The sequence below is a fragment of the Arenimonas composti TR7-09 = DSM 18010 genome, assembly GCF_000426365.1.
Classification (GTDB): domain Bacteria; phylum Pseudomonadota; class Gammaproteobacteria; order Xanthomonadales; family Xanthomonadaceae; genus Arenimonas; species Arenimonas composti.
The window spans coordinates 507258-530034 of sequence record NZ_AUFF01000002.1 but is presented as its reverse complement, the minus strand read 5'-3'; the positions used below and the strand labels follow the sequence as shown (position 1 = coordinate 530034).

The window sequence follows — 22777 nt, the reverse complement described above, 5'->3', positions numbered from 1 at the left end:
GCTCAGCCGCCGGCCGCGGCGGCGCCCGCGGCGCCGGTGTCGGGGTCGAGCCAGTCCCGCCACGGCAACGCGGCGTCGCCCAGCGCGATGAAATCGGGATTGAGGATGTTCTCCTTGCGCCCGTAGTCCAGCGGCTGGCCGTCCAGCCGCAGCACGACACCGCCGGCGGCCTCGAGCACGCACTGCGCGGCGGCGGTGTCCCATTCGCTGGTCGGGCCGAAGCGTGGATAGACGTCGATCACGCCTTCGGCGATGCGGCAGAACTTCAGCGACGAACCGAGGCCATGACGCTCGGTCTCGCCCATGCGCTCGAGCGCGGCGGCGGTGCGCGGGTCCAGGTGCGAGCGGCTGGCGGCGACCCGCAGCGGCGCGGTCGCCGGCCGCCGGGTCGACAGCGCGACATCGCCGCCATCGCGGCGCAGGAAGGCGCCGGCGCCGCGTTCGGCATGCAACAGGTAGTCGAACACCGGCGCGTAGACGACGCCGAGCACCGGCTGGCCGTCCTCGACGAGGGCGATGTTGACGGTGAACTCGCCGTTCTTCTTGACGAACTCGCGGGTGCCGTCGAGCGGATCGACCAGCCAGTGCCGCTTCCAGTGGCGGCGGGTTTCCCACGGGATGTCGGCATCCTCCTCGCTGAGTACCGGGATGTCCGGCGCCAGCGCGCGCAGGCCGTCGACGATGATGCGGTGCGAGGCCAGGTCGGCCTGGGTCAGCGGCGAGGCGTCGTCCTTGAACTCGACGTCGAAGTCGCGCGCATAGACCTGCATGATCGCCGCGCCGGCCGCCTGCGCCAGGCCGACGCAGGCTTCGCGCAGGCCGCTCAAGCGCGCCTCCGCACGAGTTCGCGGACGATGAAGAGCGCGGCCAGCGAGCGCCCTTCCGAGCAGTCGTCGCGCAGCATCAGCTCGTGCAGTTCGTCGAGTTTCCAGGGCACCACTTCGAGCTCCTCGGGTTCGTCGCCGGGCAGGCGTTCGGGATACAGGTCTTCGGCCAGCACGAGGTGGATCTCGTGGGTCATGTAGCCCGGCGCCTGGGTGATCGCCCGCAGGCGGGTCAGCTTGCGGGCGCCGTAGCCGGCTTCTTCCTTGAGTTCGCGGTTGGCCGCGGCCAGCGGGTCCTCGCCGGCGTCCATCCGCCCCTTCGGCAGGCCGAGCTCGTAGCGCTGGGTGCCGGCGCAGTATTCGCGCACCAGCAGTACGGTGTCCGGATCGGGCAGCGCGGCGATGATCACCGAGCCGTGGCCACTGCTGACCAGGCGGTGGTAGCGGCGGCGCTCGCCGTTGCCGAACTCGAGGTCGAGCAGCTCCCGGCGCGAGTCCACCACGTGTTCCGTGCGGGAATGGATGATCGGCAGCGGGCGCATCAGCGGCGCAACCCCGGGCGCGTGTCGAAGGCAGGCATGTCCCGATTCTAGCCGCGAACGCGCCGTTTCCGCCGTGGACAGTGCCGGCCGCGGCGCGGATCATCCGCACATGGACGACGCAGCACGCCGCCTCGCCGAGGCCCGGGCCTGGCGCGACCGCGACCTCGCGGTGCTCTGGCATCCCTGCACGCAGATGAAGGAGCACCCGGACACGCTGCCGCTGGTGCCGATCCGGCGCGGCCGCGGCGCCTGGCTCGAGGGTGTCGACGGCCGCCGCTACCTCGACGCGGTCAGCTCCTGGTGGACCAACCTGTTCGGCCATGGCGAGCCGCGCATCGCCGCGGCGATCGCCGCCCAGGCCGGCGAACTCGAGCACGTGATCTTCGCCGGCTTCTCGCACGAGCCCGGGCTGAAGCTCGCCGAAGCCCTGCTCGCGGCGGCGCCGCGGCAGCCGGACAGGCCGCCGCTGGCGCGCGTGTTCTACGCCGACAACGGCTCGGCGGCGATCGAGGTGGCGCTGAAGATGAGCTTCCACGCCCATCGCAATGCCGGCGACACCCGCCGCAGCCGCTTCATCGCGCTCACGAACGGCTACCACGGCGAGACCATCGGAGCGCTGTCGCTGGCCGACATCCCGCTGTACCGCCGCGTCTACGCGCCGCTGCTGCTGGAGCCGCTGTTCGCGCCCTCCCCGGATGCCTACGAGGCCGAGCCCGGCGAGTCCGCCGAGGCCTGCGCGCACCGCCGCGCCGATGAACTGGCGGCGATTTTCGCGGCCCACCCCGGCGAGATCAGCGCGCTCGTCGTGGAACCGCTGGTGCAGTGCGCCGGCGGCATGCGCATGCACCACCCGGCCTACCTGCGCCGCGCACGCGAACTCTGCGACGCCCACGGCGTGCACCTGATCGCCGACGAGATCGCGGTCGGCTTCGGCCGCACCGGCACGCTGTTCGCCTGCGAGCAGGCCGGCATCGCCCCGGATTTCCTGTGCCTGTCGAAAGGCCTGACCGGCGGTTTCCTGCCGATGTCGGCCGTGCTGACGACCGCGGCGGTCTACGAAGCCTTCCTCGACGACTCGCGCGAGCGCGCGTTCCTGCATTCGCACAGCTACACCGGCAACCCGCTCGGCTGCGCGGCCGCGCTGGCCTCGCTCGGCATCTTCGCCGAGGACGACGTGCTCGCCGGCAACGCTCGCCGTGCCGCGCGCATGGCCGAACTGGCGGCGCCGCTGCGCGATCACCCGAACGTGGCCGAAGTCCGGCAGACCGGCATGATCCTGGCGATCGAACTGGTCGCCGACCGCCCGACGCGGGCGCCCTTCGCCGCCAGCCGCCGCGCCGGCCTGCGCGCCTACCGGCACGCGATCGAACGCGGCGTCGTGCTGCGTCCGCTCGGCGACATCCTGTACTGGATGCCGCCCTACTGCGTCGGCGAGGAGGAACTGCAACACCTCGCCGACGTCACCACGACGGCGATCGCCGCCGCCTGCGCCGACTGAGACCCCCGATGCGCACCATCCGCTGCCATGTCGATGCCCCGCTGGCGCCCGGCGCCACGGTGACCCTTCCGGAGAGCGCGAGCCAGCACCTGCTGCGCGTGCTGCGCCTGGCCGTCGGCGACGAGGTGCGCCTGTTCAACGGCGACGGCCACGACTACCCCGCCCGCGTGACCGCGGCCGGCAAGCGTGGCGCCGAGGCGGAAGTCACCGGCAGGATCGCCGTCGACAACGAATCGCCGCTGCGCATCACCCTCGTCCAGGGCATCGCCCGCGGCGAGAAGATGGACCTGGTGCTGCAGAAGGCGACCGAACTCGGCGTCGCCGCGATCGTGCCGGTGGTCACCGAGCGCACCGAGGTGAAGCTCGACGCCGAGCGCGGCGCCAGGCGGCTGGCGCACTGGCGCGGCGTGATCGTCGCCGCCTGCGAGCAGAGCGGCCGCGCGACGATCCCGCAGCTCGCCGAACCGCGTCCGCTGTCGCACTACGCCGGCAGCGAAACCGCCACCCATCGCCTGGTGCTGGACCCGCGCAACGGCGTCGGCCCACGCGCCCTCGCCCTCGCCGCCGACACCAGCGTCGCGCTCGCCGTGGGCCCCGAGGGTGGCCTCGCCGATCGCGACCTGGACACGCTGCGCGCCGCCGGCTTCACCGGCCTGCGCCTCGGCCCGCGCGTGCTGCGCACCGAGACCGCCGGCCTCGCGGCGATCTCTGCCCTCCTCGCCCTCTATGGGGACTACTAGTTCGTAGTTCGTACGAGGTACGAGTTAGTTGTCGACTGCCTAGTTCGTAGTTCGTACGAGGTACGAGTTAGTCGTCGCCCACGACTTCCCCTCCACCCGATCGAACGAATCCGTCTGGTGGAAAGCCCCCCTTGGTAAGGCGATTATGTAGCTGACAAACCCACAACTGCTAACCCATCCGGCCATCCGGGTGGAAGCGTTGGGCTGAACGCCACTTAAACGCCGTGATCGTTAGTTAAATTACACAACTGTGACGCGCTCCTGTCATGGGATATGCTCGCGTCATGGACAACAACGACACCCGCTCCATCCCCGACCTCATCGCTGAGCGCAAGGCTTTAGCGAGGCAGGCAGCGGAGATTAATACCAAGCTCGAAGTGATCGACCGGGCGCTGTTTGCGCGCCTGGAATCGGCGCTCGACGCCTTCGGCGTGCGGCCGCAAGCCACGCTCTTCCCTGATCCGCCGCCGCCCGCGCCCATCGCGCCGCCTTGGGTGAAGCCGGCGAATACTCTGGTTCCGCCGCCGCCCGCCCCTCAGGCCCCTAAGGCCAATGAGGGCACCCAGATCATCATGCGCGGCGTCCGCGAAATTCTGGCGTCGGGTCGCCCCATGAAGATTCGAGAGATTTACGACGCCCTGATGGCTAGGAACATCAAAATCCCGGGCAAGGTCCCGATGAATAATCTGAGCGCTCACATGTCGCGCTCAAAGGAGTTCGCGTTGGTGAGCGGTAATCGCTGGACATTAGCTTGAAAAAACAAACGACCCCCGAAGGGGTCGTCTGAGGTTCGTGGGGCAGGATGGTCGGGCGGTCGGCTACCCACCTGTACAGCCCGGGGGTTCGAGTCCCCTCTGCTCCACCATTTTGTACAACCTGTGCCCGTGTGGCGAAATTGGTAAACGCAGCGGTCTTTAAAACCGAAGCTGACTAGGCAATTGCGGGTTCGAATCCCGCCGCGGGCACGCCTCTTTGTACACTATTAGCCCCCAAGTTCAAGAGCTTGGGGGTTTTTTCTTACGCTTGGGGACAGGATTGGGCGTTGGAGGAGTCCCCAACAGCTTCAGCAGAACCTGATCGAAGGTCGGGGCCGCTTCCACCGCCGCGATCTTCGGCTTCTTCGCCGGTGCCGGCGTCTTTTTAGGCACGGTACGTCAGCCTCTTTCCTGCAACTGATTGCAGCAGCTTGTCGCTACGCTCCCGGTCCGAAATCTTCCGATGGTTCCAGCGGAAGTCGAACTCGGTCACGTACCGCTGAAGGTGCTGCTCGCCCACATGGTGGAAGGTGCCGATCAGGCCGCGCTTCAGCAGGCTGAAGGACGACTCGACTGTGTTGGAGTGCGTGTTGCCGTCGGCGTACTGGCCGGACTGATGCGTCGTGAAGCGATGGGACGCGAACTCCTTGCCCAGCTTCTTGTAGCCGCCGAACTCGTCGGTCATCAGATGGGCGGACTTGCACACGTTCGATTCAAGGACGACTCGAAGCGTCTTCGAATTGACACTCGGCACGACGATCGAACGCTTCTCGCCGCCGCGTTCGACCAGCGAAACCACCTTCATCTTGTGCTCGTAACCGCGCGCGTTCACCGGCTTGGACTTAGATGTACCCCAGTACGTTTCGTCGGCTTCGACCACGCCGCCGTTGGTGCCCATCAGGCCGGCGTTTCCCGGCTTCATCGCCTCGCGTACGCGGTGAGTCATGAACCACGCGGACTTGTACGTGATGCCGATCATGCGCGAGATCTGAAGGCTAGAAATCGCCTTCTTGCTCGCGCACATCAGATGCACAACCATCAGCCACTTGTTGAGCGGAACCTTGCTCTTCTCGAATACGGTGCCCACGGTGACAGAGAACTGCTTGCGGCAGTCCTTGCACTTCCACAGGCCCGGGCGATGCGCCGCGCCTTTCAGCGCGTAGTGCTCTCCTTCGACCCCGCAATGCGGGCAAACCGGGCCGTTCGGCCAGCGCAGCTTTTCCAGATACGCGCGAGCCTTATCAGCGTCGTGGAAGTGCGGGGCAAAGAGGTCGGCGGTCATGACTGGCAACTCCTAGAGTGGGTCCAGTTTCGGCCCCTCTCGTGGGTTTGTCAAGTATATAGTCGCCCTTGGTAAGGGGGGCGCGCCGAAGGCGCGGGGGATTGGAAGTGATGAGCTTGGGGCCCGCGCTTTGCGCAGCAAAGCGTGGGGTAGTTCCGCGAATGCGGAACTACGCGGCCACCTGGTCGAGCGCCTTCTGGATGAGGAGCTCGATCGACATCAGGTCGGGGACCGCCGCCGGGTCGTCGTTGAGGGACACGCGCGAGTGCACGCCGAGTGGCAGTTCCTTGATCTCGTGCGCTTCGGCCAGAGCGGTGCGGGACACCGTGACCAGGCGCGGGAAGCCCTGCGACAGCACCGCGAAGAACGGCAGCTTCGGGTTGCCGCCGAGCGCTTTCAGCACCGCGACCTTGGCGCCGAGATGGCCGTCTTCGTGCGACCAGTCGGCCAGCCGCGAGAAGGAGATCAGCGGCAGCCGCCAGCCGCGCCAGCGCACGCGGCCCAGCAGCCATTCCGGGGCGTTCTGCACGGCTTCCGGTTCCGAATACGTGATGACCTCGGCGACGCTGGCATTGGGCAGCAACAGGCGGCCGCTGGTGACGGAGATCAGCACGCCGCGGATGTCACGGGCGGGGGCATTCATGGTCGGTACGGTCCTCAGCTCCAGCGTTCGATGATCCGGCGCGCCAGTTCGGCGATCGCACCGGTGCTGCCGCCGGCAGCGATGGCCGCCTGCGGCGCGACCGGGTCGAAACAGGTTTCCGGGTCCTGTGCCAACAGCAGGCCACCGGCGGCGCCCAGGGCCAGCGCCGCCGGCATCACCGCCGGATCGGCACCGCTGAGCACCAGCACCGCGCTGTCGGCCGCCGGCAGCGCGGCGACCACCGCGGCGAGCCCCTCGGAGCCTTCGGTGAACTCGACGTGCTCGCCGCGCACGCTGATGCCGATGCCGGGCTGCAGCACCGCGACGCGGCCCGGGAACGCCATCTTGCCGGCGACCGCGAGGTCGAGCGGCAGCTTGCTGGCCTTCGACAGCTGGGTGACCAGGCGCTCGTGCTTGCCGGTATCGAGATGCTGGTACAGCAGCACCGGCACCGGCAGCGTCGGCGGCAGCGCCGCGAGCAGCTGGCGCACGCCGTCCGGACCGCCGAGGCCGGCGACCACGAACAGCGCGCCCGACACCGCCTGCACATTGCGGGTTTCGTTCTCGCCGGCGAGGTTCAGCACCGTGCGCTTTTCGGCGACAGCGGCCAGCGACGGCGCCGGCGGGGTGTTGGCGTCGGCGGCGGTGACCTTGCCGAGGTCGGCATCCATCGGCACCAGCTCGAGGTTGTCGAACAGGCTGCCACCGGCGGCGGGCGCGGCCGGCGCGGCAGGCGCACCCCGACCAGGACCCGCGGCGGCCGCCGGAGTCGGCGACGGGTCGAGCGCGATGTTGGCGAAGTCCGGCTCCCGCGGCATTTCGCGGGTGTCGTTGGCTTCGAAGGCCTCGAGCTGGGCGGCCAGTGCGGCGACGTCGTCGTCCATCGCCGGCTCGGCCGGGGCCCCTTGCTCATCTTCGGTGAAGGTCGAGAAACGCACCGGACCGTCGCCGATCTCGAGCTCGGGCAGCGGTGCGTCGTCGCCGGCGGCGACCGGCACGTCGACGCCGGAGTCGAGATCGAGGTCGAGATCGCCATCGGCGGCCGGTCCTTCGCTCTCGGCGGCGTCGGCGGTGAAATCGAGCGGCGTGTCTTCCATGCCGTCGAAGGCCATCGGCTCGTCGGCGGAAGCGAAGTCCAGCGGTGCCTCGTCGCTGGTCTCCAGGTCCAGTGGCGCCTCTCCGGCGGGGTCGAAGTCCAGCGGCACGTCGCCGGCGTCGAAGTCCAGTGGCGTGTCGTCGGCCTCGAGATCCAGCGGGGCGTCGCCGCCGTCGAAGTCGAGCGGTGCGTCGGCAGCCTCCAGTTCGAGCGGGGCGTCAGCGTCCTCCAAGCCCAGCGGGACCTCGGCGGTCGGGGCCTCGGCGCTCGCGGGCGCGCCGGCCGCGGTGTCCTCGAGATGCAGCGGCACCTCGTCGGCGTCGAGCTGCTGCGGCACGTCGATGCCGGAGGCTTCGAGCGCGCTGGCCAGGGTCGGCGCCGCGGCATCGGCGCCGGCGGTCAGTGCCTGCTCGAGGCCGGCGAGGTCGAGGTCGAGGTCGAGTTCCAGGGACGGTTCTTCGCCGGCCGCGGCATTCGCCTCGGCGAGCGGCGCCTCGACCGGTTCGGCGGCGAGCGAGGGATTGCTCGGGACCCAGTCGGACAGTTCCAGCGATTCGGCGGCGTAGTCCTCGAGCTTCTCGGCGTCCATCTCCTGCGCCGGCGTCGGCGGCGCCCCGGGCTGGATCGCCGCCGGATCGACTTCCGGCAGTTCCAGGGCCGGCGCATCGTCGGCGTCGGCGGGCGCGGCGACGGGAACGTGCAGTTCCTGCCCTTCCGGCGCCGGCGGCAGCACTTCGGTCGCGCCGGTCAGCTTGGCGGCGAGGTGGCGGGCCCAGCGCGCGAGGTCCCAGCCGTCGAGCTGGCGGGTGACCTCGGCGTCGTCGTAGATCACTTCGATCGCGTCGGCATGCAGCAGCTCGTCGAAGCGCTCGAGCGCTTCCTCGATCGCCGGCTCCAGGCTGACGACGACGATGCCGGGCTGGCCGCCGGCGACGGCTCCCGGATCGAGCTCGGCCGGATCGCCCTCGGCGACCAGTTCGGCACCGGCGTCGGCGAGCGCACGCCGCAGCTGGTCGCGGGCATCGCCGGGGCGGGCCAGCAGGGCGACGCGCACGGCCTCAGGCATGGGCGGGCTCCAGGCCGAGCATCTCGAACACGTTCCGCATCAGTTCCACTTCCTGGTAGGGCTTGCCGAGGTAGCGGTTGACGCCGATGTCGAAGGCGCGCTGGCGGTGCTTCTCGCCGGTACGCGAGGTGATCATGATGATCGGCACGTCCTTCAGGCGCGGATCGGACTTCATGTTCTGCGCCAGCTCGTAGCCGTCCATGCGCGGCATCTCGATGTCGAGCAGCATCAGGTCGGGCACGCGTTCGGCCATCTTCTCGATCGCGTCGACGCCGTCCTTCGCGGTGATCACTTCCATGTTGTGGCGCTCGAGCACGCGGCCGGTGACCTTGCGCATCGTGATCGAGTCGTCGACCACCATCACCACCGGCACCCGCTGCGCGACCGCCTGCGGCGCCGGCGGCGCGGCCTCGGCGGCACGGTCGAGCACGGCCTGACGGCGCACCAGCGGCGCGACGTCGAGGATCACGACGACGCGGCCGTCGCCCATGATCGTGGCGCCGAAGATGCCGGGGATCGAGTTCACCTGCGGGCCGACCGGCTTGACGACGATTTCGCGGCTGCCGAGCACCTGGTCGATGCAGATCGCCGCGCGCAGGTCACCGGAGCGGGCCAGCAGCAGCGGCATCTGCAGGCTGTCCTGCGCCTTCGCCGGCGCATGCCCGATCAGCTTGCCGAGGTCGTGGATCGCATAGCTCTCGCCGGCGTAGACGAAGCTCGGCGACTCCGAGGCGAGCTGCTTGTCGAGCTCGTCGCGGGAGATGCGGCCGACGCCCTGCACCGAGGCGATCGGCACCGCGTAGCTGGTCTCGCCGATCTTCACGAACACCGCCTGGGTGACCGCGAGGGTGAACGGCAGGCGGATCGTGAAGGTGCTGCCCTTGCCGGGCTGCGAGTCGATCGTCAGCGAACCGCCGAGCTGGCGGATCTCGCTGTAGACCACGTCCATGCCGACGCCGCGGCCGGCGAGGCGGCTGACCGACGCGGCGGTCGAGAAGCCGGACTCGAGGATGAACGCGTAGATGGCCTGGTCGGACAGTTCGGCATCGGCCTTGGTCAGGCCGCGCTCGATCGCCTTCTTCAGGATCGCGTCGCGGTCGAGGCCACGGCCGTCGTCGCTGACGCGCAGCACGACTTCCGAGCCCTCACGCAGCACCTGGATGCGGACGGTACCCTCTTCGCCCTTCTTCGCCTTGCGGCGATCGGCGGGCGCCTCGAGGCCGTGGGCGACCGCATTGCGCAGCATGTGCTCCAGCGGCGCGGTCATGCGGTCGAGCACGTTGCGGTCCATTTCACCGCTGGCGCCGTCGACCTTCAGGTTGACCTGCTTGCCGGTTTCGCTGCCGGCCTGGCGCAGCACGCGGCGCAGGCGCGGTACCAGCGCGTCGAAGGGCACCATGCGCGTGCGCATCAGGCCTTCCTGCAGGTCCGAGCTGACGCGCGACTGCTGCAGCAGCAGGGTTTCGTACTGGCGCACGAGGTCGTCGAGCGACTGCTGCAGGCTGGTCAGGTCGGCCGCGGACTCCGCCAGCGAGCGCGACAGCTGCTGCTGGGTCGTGAAGCGGTCGAGCTCGAGCGGATCGAACTCTTCCGCCGCCTCGTCGCCTTCGCGCTGGTAGCGGGCGACGATCTGCGCCTCGGTCTCGATGTCGAGCTTGCGCAGCTGCTCGCGCAGTCGCGTCGTCGTCTGCCCGAGCTCGCCGAGGTTGGCGCGGAAGGCACCGAGCTGCTGTTCCAGACGGGCGCGGTAGATCGCGACCTCGCCGGCGTAGTTGACGAGGCGGTCGAGCAGGTCGGCGCGGATGCGCACCTGCTCCTGCGGCGCCGCGACACCGGCGGCATCGCCCTCCTCGCCCAGGCCCTCGATCGGCGCCGACAGCGGCGCCATCGGGCCGGTAGCAGCGCCGGCGGCCGGTCCGCGCGGGGCGACCGGACGCGCGACCGCGGCTTCCTCCGCGGCGGCGGCCTGCCGATCGAGCGCGGTTTCGGCGGGTGCCGCGCGCGGCGCCTCGGCCGGCTTCGCGCCTTCCGCGGCCGGCGCCGGGGCGACTTCCAGCGGCTTGCCCTTGGCGAGCGCGTCGATCTGCGCGATCAGGTTCGCCGGCAGTGCGAGCGCCTTGCGCTCGCCGACGCGGGTGACCATGCCGTGCAGGCGGTCGAAGGCGCGTTCGAGCACGACCAGGCCGGCCTGGTCGAACTGGCGGCGTCCCTCGGCGACGGCCTCGAGCAGCGATTCCATCGCGTGGCCGAGTTCGCCGACCGCGAAGATGCCGGCCATGCGCGCACCGCCCTTCAGCGTGTGCAGGTCACGCTGCAGGCCGACCACGATCTCGCGGTCGCCGTCGGCATCGCGCAGCCGCGCCAGCAGGCCGTCCGAGTGGTCGAGCAGGTCGGCCGATTCCTCGAGGAAGATGTCGAGCAGATCGACGTCCAGGTCGCTGGTGTCCAGCGCCTCGTCCGGATCCGGCGGGTCGACGGCGACCGGCACGTTGACGGTGGCGTCCTCGGCGTCGGCGTCGACTTCCGCGGCGGCGGCGGCGACGGGTTCCTCAGCAACGGTTCCCTCAGTGACCGGTTCTCCCGGAACGGTTTCGTCGGCGGCCGGTTCTTCGGCGGCGGGTTCGGCCGCGGCGAATTCGGGCTCGGCGGCGGCTTCGGCTTCCGCGGCGGCTTCGGCTTCCGTGGCGGCTTCGACTTCCGCGTCGGCCTGCGCATCGGCGGCCGCCTCGGCGGCGAAGTCCTCCTGCGCCGCCTCGTCGACCGCGAACATCGCCGACAGATCGACGTCCTCGGCGTCGGTGACGGACTCGGCGGCCGGACCGGCAACCTCGACCTCGCCAGCGGCCGTATCGGCATCGACCACCGGCACCGCCTCGACGGCATCGGCGTCGGGGATCGGCTCGGCCGCGGTCTCGGCGTCGTCCAGCGACAGCGGTTCTTCGGCGAGGGCCTCGACCGGCGTTTCGAGGTCCGGCGTACCGGCCAGCATGTCCTCGATGGAGGCGTCTTCGGCAGGCGCCGCCGCGGCAGTCGGCTCGTCGGAGGTGACGTCCGCGTCGCCCAGGTCGAGCGGCTCGTCCAGCGATTCGGTCGGTGTCGTGGCCGGGAGATCGGGCGCGGTGAGCGCCTCGAGTTCCTCGAGAGTGAGATCGCCGAAGCCCTCGAGGCCGCTGGCCTCGGTCGGCGTTTCCTGGGCCTCGGCCGGCGTCGGCTCGACCGCACCCATCTCGCTCAGCAGCGCGGCCTCGAACTCGGCGGCGGCGGCTTCGGCGGCGGCAGCCTCGGCGGCGGCGGCTTCGGCGGCGGCGGCTTCGGCGGCAGCGGCTTCGGCGGCGGCGGCTTCGGCGGCGGCGGCTTCGGCTTCGGCGGCGGCGGCGGCTTCGGCGGCTTCGGCGGCGGCGGCGGCGGCTTCGGCGGCAGCGGCTTCGGCGGCAGCGGCTTCGGCGGCAGCGGCGGCAGCGGCGGCGGCCTCGGCGGCAGCGGCTTCGGCAGCGGCGGCTTCGGCAGCGGCGGCTTCGGCGGCAGCGGCAGCCTCGGCGGCAGCGGCGGCTTCGGCAGCAGCAGCCTCGGCGGCAGCGACTTCGGCGGCGGCGGCTTCGGCAGCAGCGGCTTCCGCAGCGATCGCCTCGGCAACCGGGTCGTAGCCGTCGCTCAGCGACAGCGCCGGCGCGTGCTCATCCGCGGCTTCGACGACGGTGAAGGCCGCGGCGTCGGACGGAATCGCATCGACCAGGAAGGCGTCGAGAGAAATGCGCTCCTGCGCCTCCGTCGGCATCTCCGCGGGCGCTTCGTCGTCGGCGGTGGCGGTATCGAAGACCGGCAGTTCGGACGTATCCGGCGGCGGCATCGGCACCGGGGTCGGCAGGACCTCGGTGATCTCGTCGGGCGTCGGCATCGCCAGCGAGCCGGCGGCTTCGGGCAGGCTGTCGCGCGCGCGTTCGGCACGGCCGGCGAGTTCGGAGTAGTCCGGCAGGCCGCGGCGCGGATCCTCGAGCGCGGCGATCACCGCGCGGATCGCGGCGGCGGACTCGGCGACCAGCTGCACGCCGTCGACGTCCGGCGTGCGCTGGTTGGCCAGCGAACGCTTCATGAAGCCTTCGAGCGGCGCGGTGACCTCGGTGAGCGCGGTCACCTCGGTCATCGCGAACGCGCCGTTCATCGTGTGCACCGAGCGCAGCAGCGGATCGCTGATCGGCTGCGGTCCGCCCGCCGCGCAGGCGGCGAGCCAGGCGTCGACGGTCTCGAGATGGCCGGCGACTTCCGGCTTCAGGATCTCGAACAGCACCGGATCGATGACGAAGCCGGCCTCGGCGATGTCTCCGGCCGGGGTCTCGGCGGCCGGCGCCGGCGCGGACTCCGTTTCCCGGGTCGCTTCCACCACCGGCTCGGGCTCGGGCGCAGGCGGCGCTATGTCGGCGACCGGCGCCGCGGCTGCGGCCTCGACGACCGGTTCCGGCGCCGGCGCTGCTTCGACCGCGAAGGGCGCGGCGGCGGGTTCGCTGTAGAAGGCGTCCTCGCCGGCGGCGACGCGGTCGGCGATCGCCTCGATCCCGGCCAGGTCGGCGTGCACGGTGGCGCCGCCGAGCGCATCGCGCAGCAGCGGCAGGGTGTCGTAGGCGCGCTGCACGAGGGCGACGACCGCCGGGCTGGCCGGGCGGGTGCCGTCGAGCACGCGGTTGAGCATGCTCTCGATCTTCCAGCTGAACTCACCGAGGGTCCTGGCGCCGACCAGGCGGCCGCTGCCCTTCAGCGTGTGGAACACGCGGCGGATCGGCCGCAGCTGCTCGACGTTGTCCGGCTGGCTGCGCCAGGTCGGCAGCAGCTGCTCGAGGTTGGCGATCTCTTCCTGGAACTCCTCGAGGAAGACCTCGCGGATCTCGTCGTCGATCTCATCGCTCGAGCCGTCGAAACCGCCGACGACCGGGAACGCCGCGGCCGCGGCGGGCGCGGGCGCTTCGACGCCGCGCTCTTCGACGGCCGGTTCCGGCGCCGTCTCGACCGCCGCAGGCGCTTCCGCGACCTCGGGTTCGGTCGGGAGCTCGAGCGGGACCTCGGGCGCCGCCTCGGGCACGGCCGTGGCGGTTTCGACCGGCGCCGCCGGCGGTGCCAGCGGCTCGATCTGGAAGACGGGGACGAACGGCGCTTCCGCGGGGGCCGGGGCCGGCGCGGGGGCGGTTGCAGGCGCGGCTGCAGCGGGCGCCGGTTCCGGCGCAGGTTCGGCGGCCGTGAACGGCTCCGGAGCAGGCTCCGGCGTGGGTGCCGGTGCCGGTTCGGGCATCGGGCCCGGCGCGATGTCAGCCACCGGCGGCGGCGCGGCCGGTGCCGGCGCCGGCGCGCTCACCTTCTGGGCCGGCGCCATCGCCTCGAGATCCTCGGCGGGCAGCGGCCAGTAGCCGAGTGCTTCCAGGTTCTGGCGGACGGTGTCGAGGATCTGGTCGCGCTTCGGGCGGCGGTCGCGCAGCGCCTCGAGGTAGTACTCGAGGCCGGCGAGCACGTCGGCGAGGCGGTCCATCTGCTGCCCGTTCGGCACGCGCTGGCGGCGGACGAGCTCGATCTCGGAGAAACGGCGGATCGCCGCGAGGTATCTCGGCGCATCCTCGAGTTCGAGGATGCGCAGGGCGCCGGCGACTTCCTCGAGCAGGCGCGGCACGTCCGCGAGCTGAGCGTGGTCCCAGTGCGTCTCGACGAAGGCGACGAAACACTGGCGGGCCTGGGCGAAGTTGCCGATCGCCTCCTTGACCAGCACCTCGAGGACCTTGCGGGCCTCGCTGCCGGGCAGCATCGACCCGTCCGGCGCCGGCGCCGCGGCCTCGCCAGCCGGCGCCGGGGCATCGGCCTCACCGAGGCGGGCGACCTGGTCGTCGAGCGAGGCTTCGACGTAGAGCAGGGCGCCGGCGATGTCGAGCAGGTTCGACTCATCGGCCGCGCGCTGGCCACCGACGATCGCCTGGATCGCGCTGCGCTGGTCCTGCACGACCCGGCGCGGCACGCCGAGGCCGAGCATGCCGAGGGTGTCGGCGACGCGGTCGAGCGCCTCGACCTGGTCGGACAGCGCCAGCGAGGGCGCGTCGGGGGTGCGCATGTGCAGGTCGAGGGCGTCCTTGACCCGCAGCAGGTCTTCCTTGATCGCCGCGGCGACCGTCGACAGCAGTGCGCGGTTGCGGCCGCTGAGGCTGCCGCGGGCGTGCGCGAGTTCCTGCTCGCTCGGCAGGTATTCGCCGAGGCCGAACACCTGGCGGATCTCGCCGATGCGGCCGCCCTCGGTCGGGGCGTGCGCGACGAAGTAGAGCAACTGCCGGGTCAGTTCCAGCGGCGGGTCGCTGCGGAACGCGGCGTCACCGCCCTCGGCGAGGCGCTTGATCTCGCGCTCGAGCTTGGCGATCGCCTGCTTCAGCGACTTGTCCGGCTCGAAGGCGTGCTTGGCCAGCGCGTCCAGGGTGCCGGCGGCGACCCAGAACAGGCGGCGGGCGTGCTCGGAATCGGTGATCGGCACCAGCTGTTCGCAGACGTCGGTCAGGTCGCGCACGGTGGCGGCGCTGTCGTCGTCCTTCAGCCAGCGCAGCAGGGCCGACTGGAACAGGCTGCGCAGCATCTCGGCGCGGCGCTTGACCTCTTCCGGCGGCAGGCTCGCCTTCGGGCCGGCGGCACTGGCCGGCAGCGGCCGCGACAGGTCCGGCGAGAACAGCACCGCCTCCGACAGTCCCTTCTCGCCGCGCGGCTCGCGCAGTTCGTTGAGCAGCGGCAGCAGCACGATCGGAATGTCGCGGTGGCCGCTCTGCAAACGCTCCAGATAGTCGGGCAGCTGCACGATGCCGCGCATCAGCGCGGCGTAACCGCTGTCGCGCTCGGCGACCTGGCCCTCGACGAGGGCGCGCGCGAGCTGCTCCATTTCCTCGGCGACCATCGCCGCGCCGTACAGCTCGACCATCCGCAGGGTGCCGGACACCTGGTGCAGATAGGTGGCGCAGGACCGCAGCTGGCCGGGGTCCTCGCCGTCCTCGACGTAGGCCTCGAGCGCTTGCCGCGCCTGCCGGAGCGTCTCGTCGAGCTCCGGCTTGACCCAGGTGAGGGTGGTGAAATCGATATTCTCGTGCAGCCTCATCGCGAGGTCCTTGCAGGGTCAGGACGCCGGGAGGGACGTCCTGACCGTGGGTTCAGGGGCGGCCGGATCCGGGGGATCAGTCCGGCAGCTTGAAGTCCGCGACCGAACGGCGCAGGTCGGCGGCGAGCTGGGCCAGGTTGCCGATCGACTCGGCCGTCTGGTTGGCGCCCTGCGAGGTCTGCGTCGTGATCTCCTGAATCACGCTCATCGTCGCCGTGATGTTGGTCGCCGCGGTGGACTGCTGGCGCGCCGCCTGCGAGATGTTCTGGATGAGGTCCGCGAGGTCGTTCGACACCTTTTCGATCTCGCCCAGGGCCAGACCCGCGTCCTCGGCCAGGCGGGCACCGGCGACCACCTCGGCGGTCGTCTGCTCCATCGAGCTGACCGCTTCGTTGGTGTCGGACTGAATCGTCTGCACCAGCGCCTCGATTCGCTTCGTCGCGTTGGACGCGCGTTCCGCGAGTCGCTGCACTTCGTCCGCGACGACCGCGAAGCCGCGGCCCGCCTCACCCGCCGAGGCCGCCTGGATCGCGGCGTTCAGCGCGAGGATGTTCGTCTGTTCCGAGATGTCGTTGATGAGTTCGACGATCGAGCCGATTTCCTGCGAGCTCTCACCGAGGCGCTTGATTCGCTTCGAGGTCTCCTGGATCTGGTCACGGATGTTGTCCATGCCCTGGATCGTCTGGCGCACGACCTCGGCGCCCTTCGCGGCGATCTGCACCGAGCGCATGGCGACGTCCGCGGATTCGGCGGAGTTCTTCGACACCTCGTCGATCGAGCTCGCGATCTCGTTGATCTGCGCCGAGGCGCTGGTGATCTGCTGCGCCTGGTGTTCCGCGGCTTCCGCCAGGTGCATCGCGGTGGCCTGGGTTTCCTGGGCCGCCGCGGCGACCTGCACCGCGGTCTCGTTGATCGTCGACACCAGGGATCGCAGCGCTTCGACCGCGAAGTTGATCGAGTCCGCGATCGCGCCGGTGATGTCCTCGGTGACCGTCGCCTTGACCGTCAGGTCGCCTTCGGCGAGCGAGCCCATTTCGTCCAGCAGGCGCAGAATCGCCTCCTGGTTGCGCTGGTTCAGTTCCTGCGTGCTGCTGAGGCGGCGACGCTGGTCGCGGAAGATCGTGAGCAGCAGGCCGAGCAGCGCGAGCAGCGCGCCGGCGCCGCCGACGAAGGCCCAGTAGACGTTCGGGAAGCCGCGTTCGGTGTTGATGTTGTCGAAGCTGTCGAACAGGTCCTCGGCGCCCTGCAGCAGCACGTCGGACTGCATCGAGATCTCGTTCTGCGCCTGCTGCACCTCGGCCAGGTCGGCGGAGGCGCCGAGCACGACGTCGAGGTCGCCCTGGGCCTCGGCGTACAGCTGCTCGACCGCGGTCAGCGCGGCGACACCCGCCGGCGAGGTGATGCGGGCGACGTTGCTCTCCGAGTCGCCCTGGCGGAAGTCCGCCAGCACGTTCGCGAACACCGTGGCGTCGCGCGAGAGCGCGTCCGCCGCCGACACCGTGTTCTCGCCGCCGGCGACGATTTCCGTCACGCGGCGCGACATGCGGTCGGCGAGCACGATCTGGCGGTTGGCCAGCGAGATCTGCGAGGCCGGGGCGTTGGAGTCGGACAGCGCGCGCACCACCTCGTCGAGCTGGAAGGCCAGGCGCGGCACGCGGGCGGTGAACTGGTTGGCCGTGTCGGCGAGATTGAGCACCTGCTCCTCGGCGGCGGCGATGCGGTCGGCCGCGGTGGCCATCGGCTGCCAGGTGTCGACCACCTTCTGCAGCGCGGCGGCGACCGCCGGGGCGTTCACGCTGCCGGCGTAGGCGTCGACGTCCTCGGTCGTGCTGCCGGTCTGCAGCGCCGCGACGATCTGGTCGATGCGCAACTTGGTGTCCTTGAACGCGGTGAAGGCCTCGGCCTCGCCGTCGACCGCCTGCTGGGTGAACTTCGCGAGCCGCTGCGAGAGCACCTGCATCTCGGCGGCGAGCGCGCGGGCGTTGTTCTCGCGGTCCGCCAGGTAGGCGGCGTAGAGGAAGTTGGCGCCGAACAGCGCCAGCGACACGATGAGGACGGTCGCCCATACGCCGATACCGAAGGTCGGCAATTTGTCGGTGAACGAGCGCTTGGTGCTCATGGCGTGACCTCAACCCCTGATTGAGAAGAACTGCAATGGAACACGTTGGCCACTCATGTGGTGGCCTGGCGGAATTCCGGCGTACGGGTCAGCAGCGTCATGCTGAAGACCCCCCAGGTATGTTCGGCCAGGCGGTAGGCCTGGGACACGAAATAGGCGTAGCGGCCGTCGTCGAGGCCTTCGGCCCCGGCGCGGTGGGAATCGTTGAAGGTGCGCTGGCCGAACAGCTCGTCGATGATCACGGCGACGTTACCGCCGGCCTGGCGGACCACCAGCACGCGCTGGCCCTCGTGGACGATCGTGCGTTCGCCCTCGAGGAAGAGCTTGAGGTCGACCACCGGCACCAGGTTGCCGCGGACGTTGGCGACGCCGAGCATCCACGGCTGCGCCCCCGGCACCGGCGTCACCGCCGGCAGCGGCAGGATCTCGACCACCTCGTCGAACGAGGCGACCAGCCGGCGCTGCCCGAGGCGGAAACCGACGCCGCGCCAGTGGCCCGGCGCCTCGATCATCTCCGGACGGCCGGCGACGTGGGCGAGCGAGCGCTCCTCGTAGTCCAGCAGCGTCTCGAACGGTCCGGTGCGGCGCTTGGTGGCGATGGCCTGGTTCATGGCGCCCTCAGCCGGCCGGGACGTACTTGCGGATCGCGGACAGCAGTTCGTCGCGGGTGAAGGGCTTGGTCAGGTACTGCTCCGAGCCGACGATGCGGCCGCGCGCCTTGTCGAACAGGCCGTCCTTCGAGGACAGCATGATCACCGGCGTCTGCTTGAACATCTGGTTGTTCTTGATCAGCGCGCACGTCTGATAGCCGTCCAGGCGCGGCATCATGATGTCGACGAAGACGATCTGCGGCTGGTGGTCGGCGATCTTGGCCAGCGCCTCGAAGCCGTCCGTCGCGGTCACCACCTCGCAACCCTCCTTCTTGAGCAGGGTCTCGGCCGTGCGCCGGATCGTCTTCGAGTCGTCGATGACCATGACCCGCAAGCCGGCCAGGTGGTTGTCTTCCATCGTGGTCCCCATGTTTCGTTCCTGGCCGCGGCGTCCATCTCCGGGCCCCCGCAGATGGCTAGCTTATATCCCAGCCGGCGCTGAGTGTGTCAAGCCGAATGACCCGAAAACCACGGCCTGCACGTTTCGCGGCGAGCGCCTGCTAGGCTAGGCGTCCCGAGGAATGGAAGTGCGAGCGCCGATGGCTCTGGACGTGGCCGTGGTGATGGACCCGATCGAGAAGATCAGGATCGGGAAGGACACGAGCTTCGCCATGTTGCTCGAGGCCAGCCGTCGCGGCCATCGCCTGCACTACGTGCTGCCCGGTGGGCTGTCGCTCGACGGCGCGCGGGCGATGGCGCGGGTCGCGCCGCTGCAGGTCCGCGACGACCCCGCCGGCTGGTACAGCCTGGGCCCGGTCGCACGGCGGCCGCTGGCCGAGGTCGACGTGGTGCTGGTGCGCACCGACCCGCCCTTCGACGCCGACTACCTCTACGACACCCACATCCTCGACCTCGCCCGCCGTGACGGCGTCATGGTGGTCAACGACCCCGCCGGCCTGCGCGACATCAACGAGAAGCTCGGCGCCCTGCTCTTCCCGCAGTGCTGCCCGCCGAGCCGGGTGTCGCGCGATGCCGGCGAACTGAAGGCCTTCGTCGCCGAACACGGCGAGGCGGTGCTCAAGCCGCTCGACGGCATGGGCGGCCGCTCGATCTTCCGGGTCCGCGCCGGCGAACCCAACCTCAACGTGATCCTGGAGACGCTGACCGGCGGTGGCCGCCATCTGGCGCTGGCGCAGCGCTGGATCCCGGAAATCCGCGACGGCGACAAGCGCATCCTGCTGGTCGACGGCGAGCCGGTGCCCTACTGCCTGGCGCGCATCCCGCAGGGCGACGAGTTCCGCGGCAACCTCGCCGCCGGCGGCCGTGGCGAGGGCCGCCCGCTGAGCGAGCGCGACCGCTGGATCGCCGCCCAGGTCGGTCCCGAGCTGAAGCGCCGCGGCATGCTCTTCGTCGGCCTCGACGTGATCGGCGACTGGCTGACCGAGGTCAACGTCACCAGCCCGACCTGCGTGCGCGAACTCGACGCCCAGTTCGGCCTGAACATCGCCGGCCTGCTGTTCGATGCGATCGAGGCCCGCCGGCGCGGCGCCGGGTGAAATGAGCGCGGCGGCTCCCGGCATCCGCCCCGACGACCGCCTGGGGGCGACCCTGACCCTGTCGGCGGTGCTGTTCGGGGTGCTGATCCTCGGCATCGGCTTCGCGCGCGACATGGCCGCGCCGGTGGTGCCGACCCTCGACGTGATCCTGACCGAGACCCGCAGCGAGCAAGCCCCGGACGAGGCCGACTTCCTCGCCCAGGCCAACAACCAGGGCGGTGGCAACGACGACGAGGCGCGCCGACCCCGCGAAGAGCAGCTGGCGCCGGTGCCCAAGCCCTCCCCGGGCGTCGCGCCGGAGGAAATGCGCGCCCAGGCGCCGCAGCCGGAACCGGCACCGACGCCGCGCCTGCTGGCGAGCACCGGCGAGAGCCCGCTGCGGGCGCCGCGTCCGGAGGACCTGCGCGACACCCCGCCGCTGCCGCTGAATCCCGGCGACGAGCTGGTGGAACAGGACCTGGAGATCGCCCGCCTCGCCGCCGAGATCGAGCGGAAGCAGGAACAGCGCGCGCGCCGGCCGAACCGCAAGTTCATCACCGGCAGCACCCGCGAATACGCCTACGCGGCCTATCTGCGCGCCTGGGACGAACACGTCGAGCGCATCGGCAACCTCAACCTGCCGCAGGACACGCTGCGCCGTGGCCTCAACGGCGCCGCGATCATCACCGTGTCGGTGCGCCGCGACGGCAGCGTCGAAGACGTCGTGGTGACCACGCCGAGCGGCGTCCCCGCCCTGGACCGCGCCGCGATCCGCGCGGTCCGGCTCGCCGAGCCCTTCCCGACGCTGCCGCGCACGGGCGACAACGTCGAGATCCTGCACATCACGCGGACGTTCATCTATACGAACGGCCAGGTAGCCTCCGAGTAACGCGTCGTAGGAGCGGCTCGTAGGAGCGGCTTCAGCCGCGATCCCTGTCCACTCCCGCAAAAGCGCGCCGCGCCGCAGCGCGATTCGTTCCTCGTTCCTCGTTCCTGCTTTCCAGCGCCGGGTGCTCAGTCCCCCAGCAGCGCCTCGATGACGGCCATGCGCACCGCCACCCCGTTCCCGACCTGCTCGAGCACCCGCGACTGCGGCCCGTCGGCGACGTCGCCGGCGATCTCGACGCCGCGGTTCATCGGGCCGGGGTGCATCACGATCGCGTCGGGTTTCGCCAGCGCGAGGCGGCGGGCGTCGAGGCCGTAGTCGCGGAAATAGCCTTCGAGCGACGGCACCAGGCCTTCCTCCATGCGTTCGCGCTGCAGGCGCAGCATCATCACCGCGTCGGCGCCGGCGACGGCCTCGTCGAAGTCGGCGAACACCCGGCAGCCTTGCAGCACGTCGGGGCCGGGCAGCAGGTTGGCCGGACCGCAGACGCGGATCTCGCCGCAGCCGAGCGCGCGCAGGGCGTGCAGGTCCGAGCGGGCGACGCGCGAGTGCTTCACGTCGCCGGCGATCACCACGGTCAACCGCGAGAAATCGGGTCCCTTCGCGCGGCGCAGGGTCAACATGTCGAGCAGGCCCTGGGTCGGGTGCGCATTGCGGCCATCGCCGGCATTGATCACGCGGGTTCCGGGGGCGGCGGCGGCGGCGAGCGCGGCGACGGCGCCGTCGTCGGCATGGCGGATCACGAAGACGTCGACGCCCATGGCCTCGAGCGTGCGCAGGGTGTCGAGCGCGGTTTCGCCCTTCTTCGTCGACGAGGTGGAAGCGTCGAAGCCGAGTACGTCCATGCCCAGCCGGGTCGCCGCCAGCTGGAAGCTGCTGCGGGTGCGGGTGGAGGCTTCGAAGAACAGCGTGCACAGGGTGCGGCCGGCGAAGCTCCGGCGCAGCGCGGTGCCGCCACGGGCGTGCCCGCGCAGCGCGTCGGCGCGCTCCAGCAGGGCGGTCAGGATCGGCGCGGGCAGGCCGTCGAGGCTCAGCAGGTGGCGCAGGCGGCCGTCGGCGGCCAAGGAGTGGTCGGCGGTCATGGCTCGGTACCGGAGGGGAAGTCGGGGTCGGGTTCGGCCAGCCAGCGCTCGAGGATCACGACCGCGGCCAGCGCATCGAGCTGTCCGGCATCGCGGCGACGGCGGGCGCCGGCGGCGCGGCCGGCAGCGAAACGCTGCGCGGCCTCGACCGAGCTACGCCCCTCGTCGACCTGCTGCACCGGCAGGCCGTAGCGGCATCGCAGCGCGCGGGCGAAGCCGCGGGCACGGGCGCGCGCGGGCTGTTCGCCACCGTCGGGCGCAACCGGGTCGCCGACGATCAGTGCGTCGGGACGCCATTCGCGCACCCAGCGGTCGAGCCGGGACCAATCGGGGCCGGCGGCGAAGACGTCCAGCACCCCGAGTTCGCGGGCACTGGCGGAAACGGTGTTGCCGACGGCGACGCCGATGCGTCGTGCACCGACGTCGAAGCCGAGCAGGGTCACCGGCGCGCTCATGCGTGGCCGGCGTAGTCGGCGAGCTGGTCCGGATCGATGCCGAGGACGCGCGCCGCGGCGTGCCAGCGCTCGGCCAGCGGCGTGCGGAACAGGATCGCGCGCTCGGCCGGCACGGTCAGCCAGCTGTTCTGCGCCAGTTCGTCCTCGAGTTGCCCCGCCTCCCAGCCGGCGTAGCCGAGGGTGACCAGGACGTTCGCCGGGCCGTCGCCGCGCGCGAGCGCGTCGAGGATGTCGCGCGAGGTCGTCACCGCGAGACCGTCGCCGAAGCGCAGCGTCGACGGCCAGCTGCGCGGGTCGTCGTGCAGCACGAAGCCGCGGTCGCGCTGCACCGGCCCACCGGCGATCACTCCGGTCTCGCGCAGGTTGCGGTCGCCACCGTCGATCTTCAGCTGGCTCAGCAGTTCGCCGACCGTGCAGTCGGCGTCGCGGTTGATCACCAGACCCATCGCGCCGCTCTCGTCGTGCTGGCAGATCAGGGTGACGGTGCGATGGAAATTGGGATCGTCCAGCGCCGGCATGGCGATCAGCAGGTGGTCGGCGAGGGACAGGATGCTGGACACGC

17 protein-coding genes are annotated in these 22777 nt (G+C 70.8%); 5 read left to right on the top strand and 12 right to left on the bottom strand.

Annotated features, from left to right (window positions below; all coding sequences use genetic code 11):
* Window positions 1-2: 2 nt before the first annotated feature.
* Both cysQ and nudE read right to left on the bottom strand, forming a co-directional pair.
* Window positions 3-827 carry a 3'(2'),5'-bisphosphate nucleotidase CysQ gene (cysQ, locus tag K311_RS18820; protein WP_281168213.1) on the bottom strand — a complete coding sequence of 275 codons (825 nt, stop codon included), beginning with the start codon at window positions 825-827 and terminating at the stop codon, window positions 3-5.
* On the bottom strand, window positions 824-1369 hold the full coding sequence (gene nudE, locus K311_RS18815; protein ID WP_026816668.1) for an ADP compounds hydrolase NudE: 546 nt from the start codon (window positions 1367-1369) through the stop codon (window positions 824-826). Before nudE ends, cysQ begins: the two co-directional genes overlap by 4 nt.
* 106 nt (window positions 1370-1475) lie before the next feature.
* Here nudE and bioA point away from each other — a divergent pair, with 106 nt between their 5' ends.
* The 3 genes from bioA (at window position 1476) to K311_RS0106665 (ending at window position 4359) form a co-directional block, all read left to right on the top strand.
* Window positions 1476-2864, top strand: coding sequence for an adenosylmethionine--8-amino-7-oxononanoate transaminase (gene bioA / locus K311_RS0106675; protein ID WP_026816667.1), 1389 nt, complete (start codon window positions 1476-1478; stop codon window positions 2862-2864).
* 8 nt (window positions 2865-2872) lie between these two features.
* Window positions 2873-3604, top strand: coding sequence for a 16S rRNA (uracil(1498)-N(3))-methyltransferase (locus tag K311_RS0106670; RefSeq protein ID WP_026816666.1), 732 nt, complete (start codon window positions 2873-2875; stop codon window positions 3602-3604).
* Between the two features lie 284 nt (window positions 3605-3888).
* On the top strand, window positions 3889-4359 hold the full coding sequence (locus K311_RS0106665) for a hypothetical protein (protein WP_026816665.1): 471 nt from the start codon (window positions 3889-3891) through the stop codon (window positions 4357-4359).
* A 385-nt stretch (window positions 4360-4744) separates the two neighbouring features.
* Here the strand turns inward: K311_RS0106665 and K311_RS0106655 are convergent, their stop codons facing one another.
* The 7 genes from K311_RS0106655 to pilG all read right to left on the bottom strand — a co-directional run bounded on the left by K311_RS0106655 (window position 4745) and on the right by pilG (window position 18687).
* Window positions 4745-5641: an IS1595 family transposase gene (locus tag K311_RS0106655; RefSeq protein ID WP_026816664.1), complete on the bottom strand. Its 897-nt coding sequence runs from the start codon at window positions 5639-5641 to the stop codon at window positions 4745-4747.
* Between the two features lie 169 nt (window positions 5642-5810).
* Window positions 5811-6284, bottom strand: coding sequence for a chemotaxis protein CheW (locus tag K311_RS0106650; RefSeq protein ID WP_026816663.1), 474 nt, complete (start codon window positions 6282-6284; stop codon window positions 5811-5813).
* 14 nt (window positions 6285-6298) lie between these two features.
* Complete coding sequence (locus tag K311_RS15785; protein WP_154659472.1) at window positions 6299-8446, bottom strand: chemotaxis protein CheB; 2148 nt, start codon at window positions 8444-8446, stop codon at window positions 6299-6301.
* The gene (locus tag K311_RS18750; protein WP_026816662.1) at window positions 8439-15548 is read right to left on the bottom strand and encodes a FimL-related protein; all 7110 of its coding nucleotides are present in this window, start codon (window positions 15546-15548) and stop codon (window positions 8439-8441) included. Before K311_RS18750 ends, K311_RS15785 begins: the two co-directional genes overlap by 8 nt.
* A gap of 76 nt (window positions 15549-15624) precedes the next feature.
* Entirely contained in the window at window positions 15625-17667 is a 2043-nt protein-coding gene (locus tag K311_RS0106630; RefSeq protein WP_026816661.1) for a methyl-accepting chemotaxis protein, read from the bottom strand.
* A gap of 53 nt (window positions 17668-17720) precedes the next feature.
* Window positions 17721-18278: a chemotaxis protein CheW gene (locus K311_RS0106625; RefSeq protein ID WP_051239643.1), complete on the bottom strand. Its 558-nt coding sequence runs from the start codon at window positions 18276-18278 to the stop codon at window positions 17721-17723.
* Window positions 18279-18285: 7 nt separating this feature from the next.
* The gene (gene pilG / locus K311_RS0106620; protein ID WP_154659471.1) at window positions 18286-18687 is read right to left on the bottom strand and encodes a twitching motility response regulator PilG; all 402 of its coding nucleotides are present in this window, start codon (window positions 18685-18687) and stop codon (window positions 18286-18288) included.
* Between the two features lie 169 nt (window positions 18688-18856).
* Here pilG and gshB point away from each other — a divergent pair, with 169 nt between their 5' ends.
* Both gshB and K311_RS0106610 read left to right on the top strand, forming a co-directional pair.
* Window positions 18857-19813, top strand: a complete 957-nt coding sequence (gshB, locus tag K311_RS0106615; RefSeq protein ID WP_026816658.1) for a glutathione synthase — start codon at window positions 18857-18859, stop codon at window positions 19811-19813.
* 1 nt (window position 19814) lies between these two features.
* Entirely contained in the window at window positions 19815-20681 is an 867-nt protein-coding gene (locus tag K311_RS0106610) for a TonB family protein (RefSeq protein ID WP_026816657.1), read from the top strand.
* Window positions 20682-20806: 125 nt separating this feature from the next.
* Here the strand turns inward: K311_RS0106610 and K311_RS0106605 are convergent, their stop codons facing one another.
* Genes K311_RS0106605 through K311_RS0106595 form a run of 3 tightly spaced genes read right to left on the bottom strand, consistent with a single transcriptional unit; the run spans window position 20807 to window position 22733 of the window.
* Window positions 20807-21760: an aspartate carbamoyltransferase catalytic subunit gene (locus tag K311_RS0106605; protein WP_026816656.1), complete on the bottom strand. Its 954-nt coding sequence runs from the start codon at window positions 21758-21760 to the stop codon at window positions 20807-20809.
* Window positions 21757-22215, bottom strand: a complete 459-nt coding sequence (ruvX, locus tag K311_RS0106600; RefSeq protein ID WP_026816655.1) for a Holliday junction resolvase RuvX — start codon at window positions 22213-22215, stop codon at window positions 21757-21759. Before ruvX ends, K311_RS0106605 begins: the two co-directional genes overlap by 4 nt.
* Window positions 22212-22733, bottom strand: a complete 522-nt coding sequence (locus K311_RS0106595; protein WP_051239679.1) for a YqgE/AlgH family protein — start codon at window positions 22731-22733, stop codon at window positions 22212-22214. Before K311_RS0106595 ends, ruvX begins: the two co-directional genes overlap by 4 nt.
* Window positions 22734-22777 lie beyond the last annotated feature (44 nt).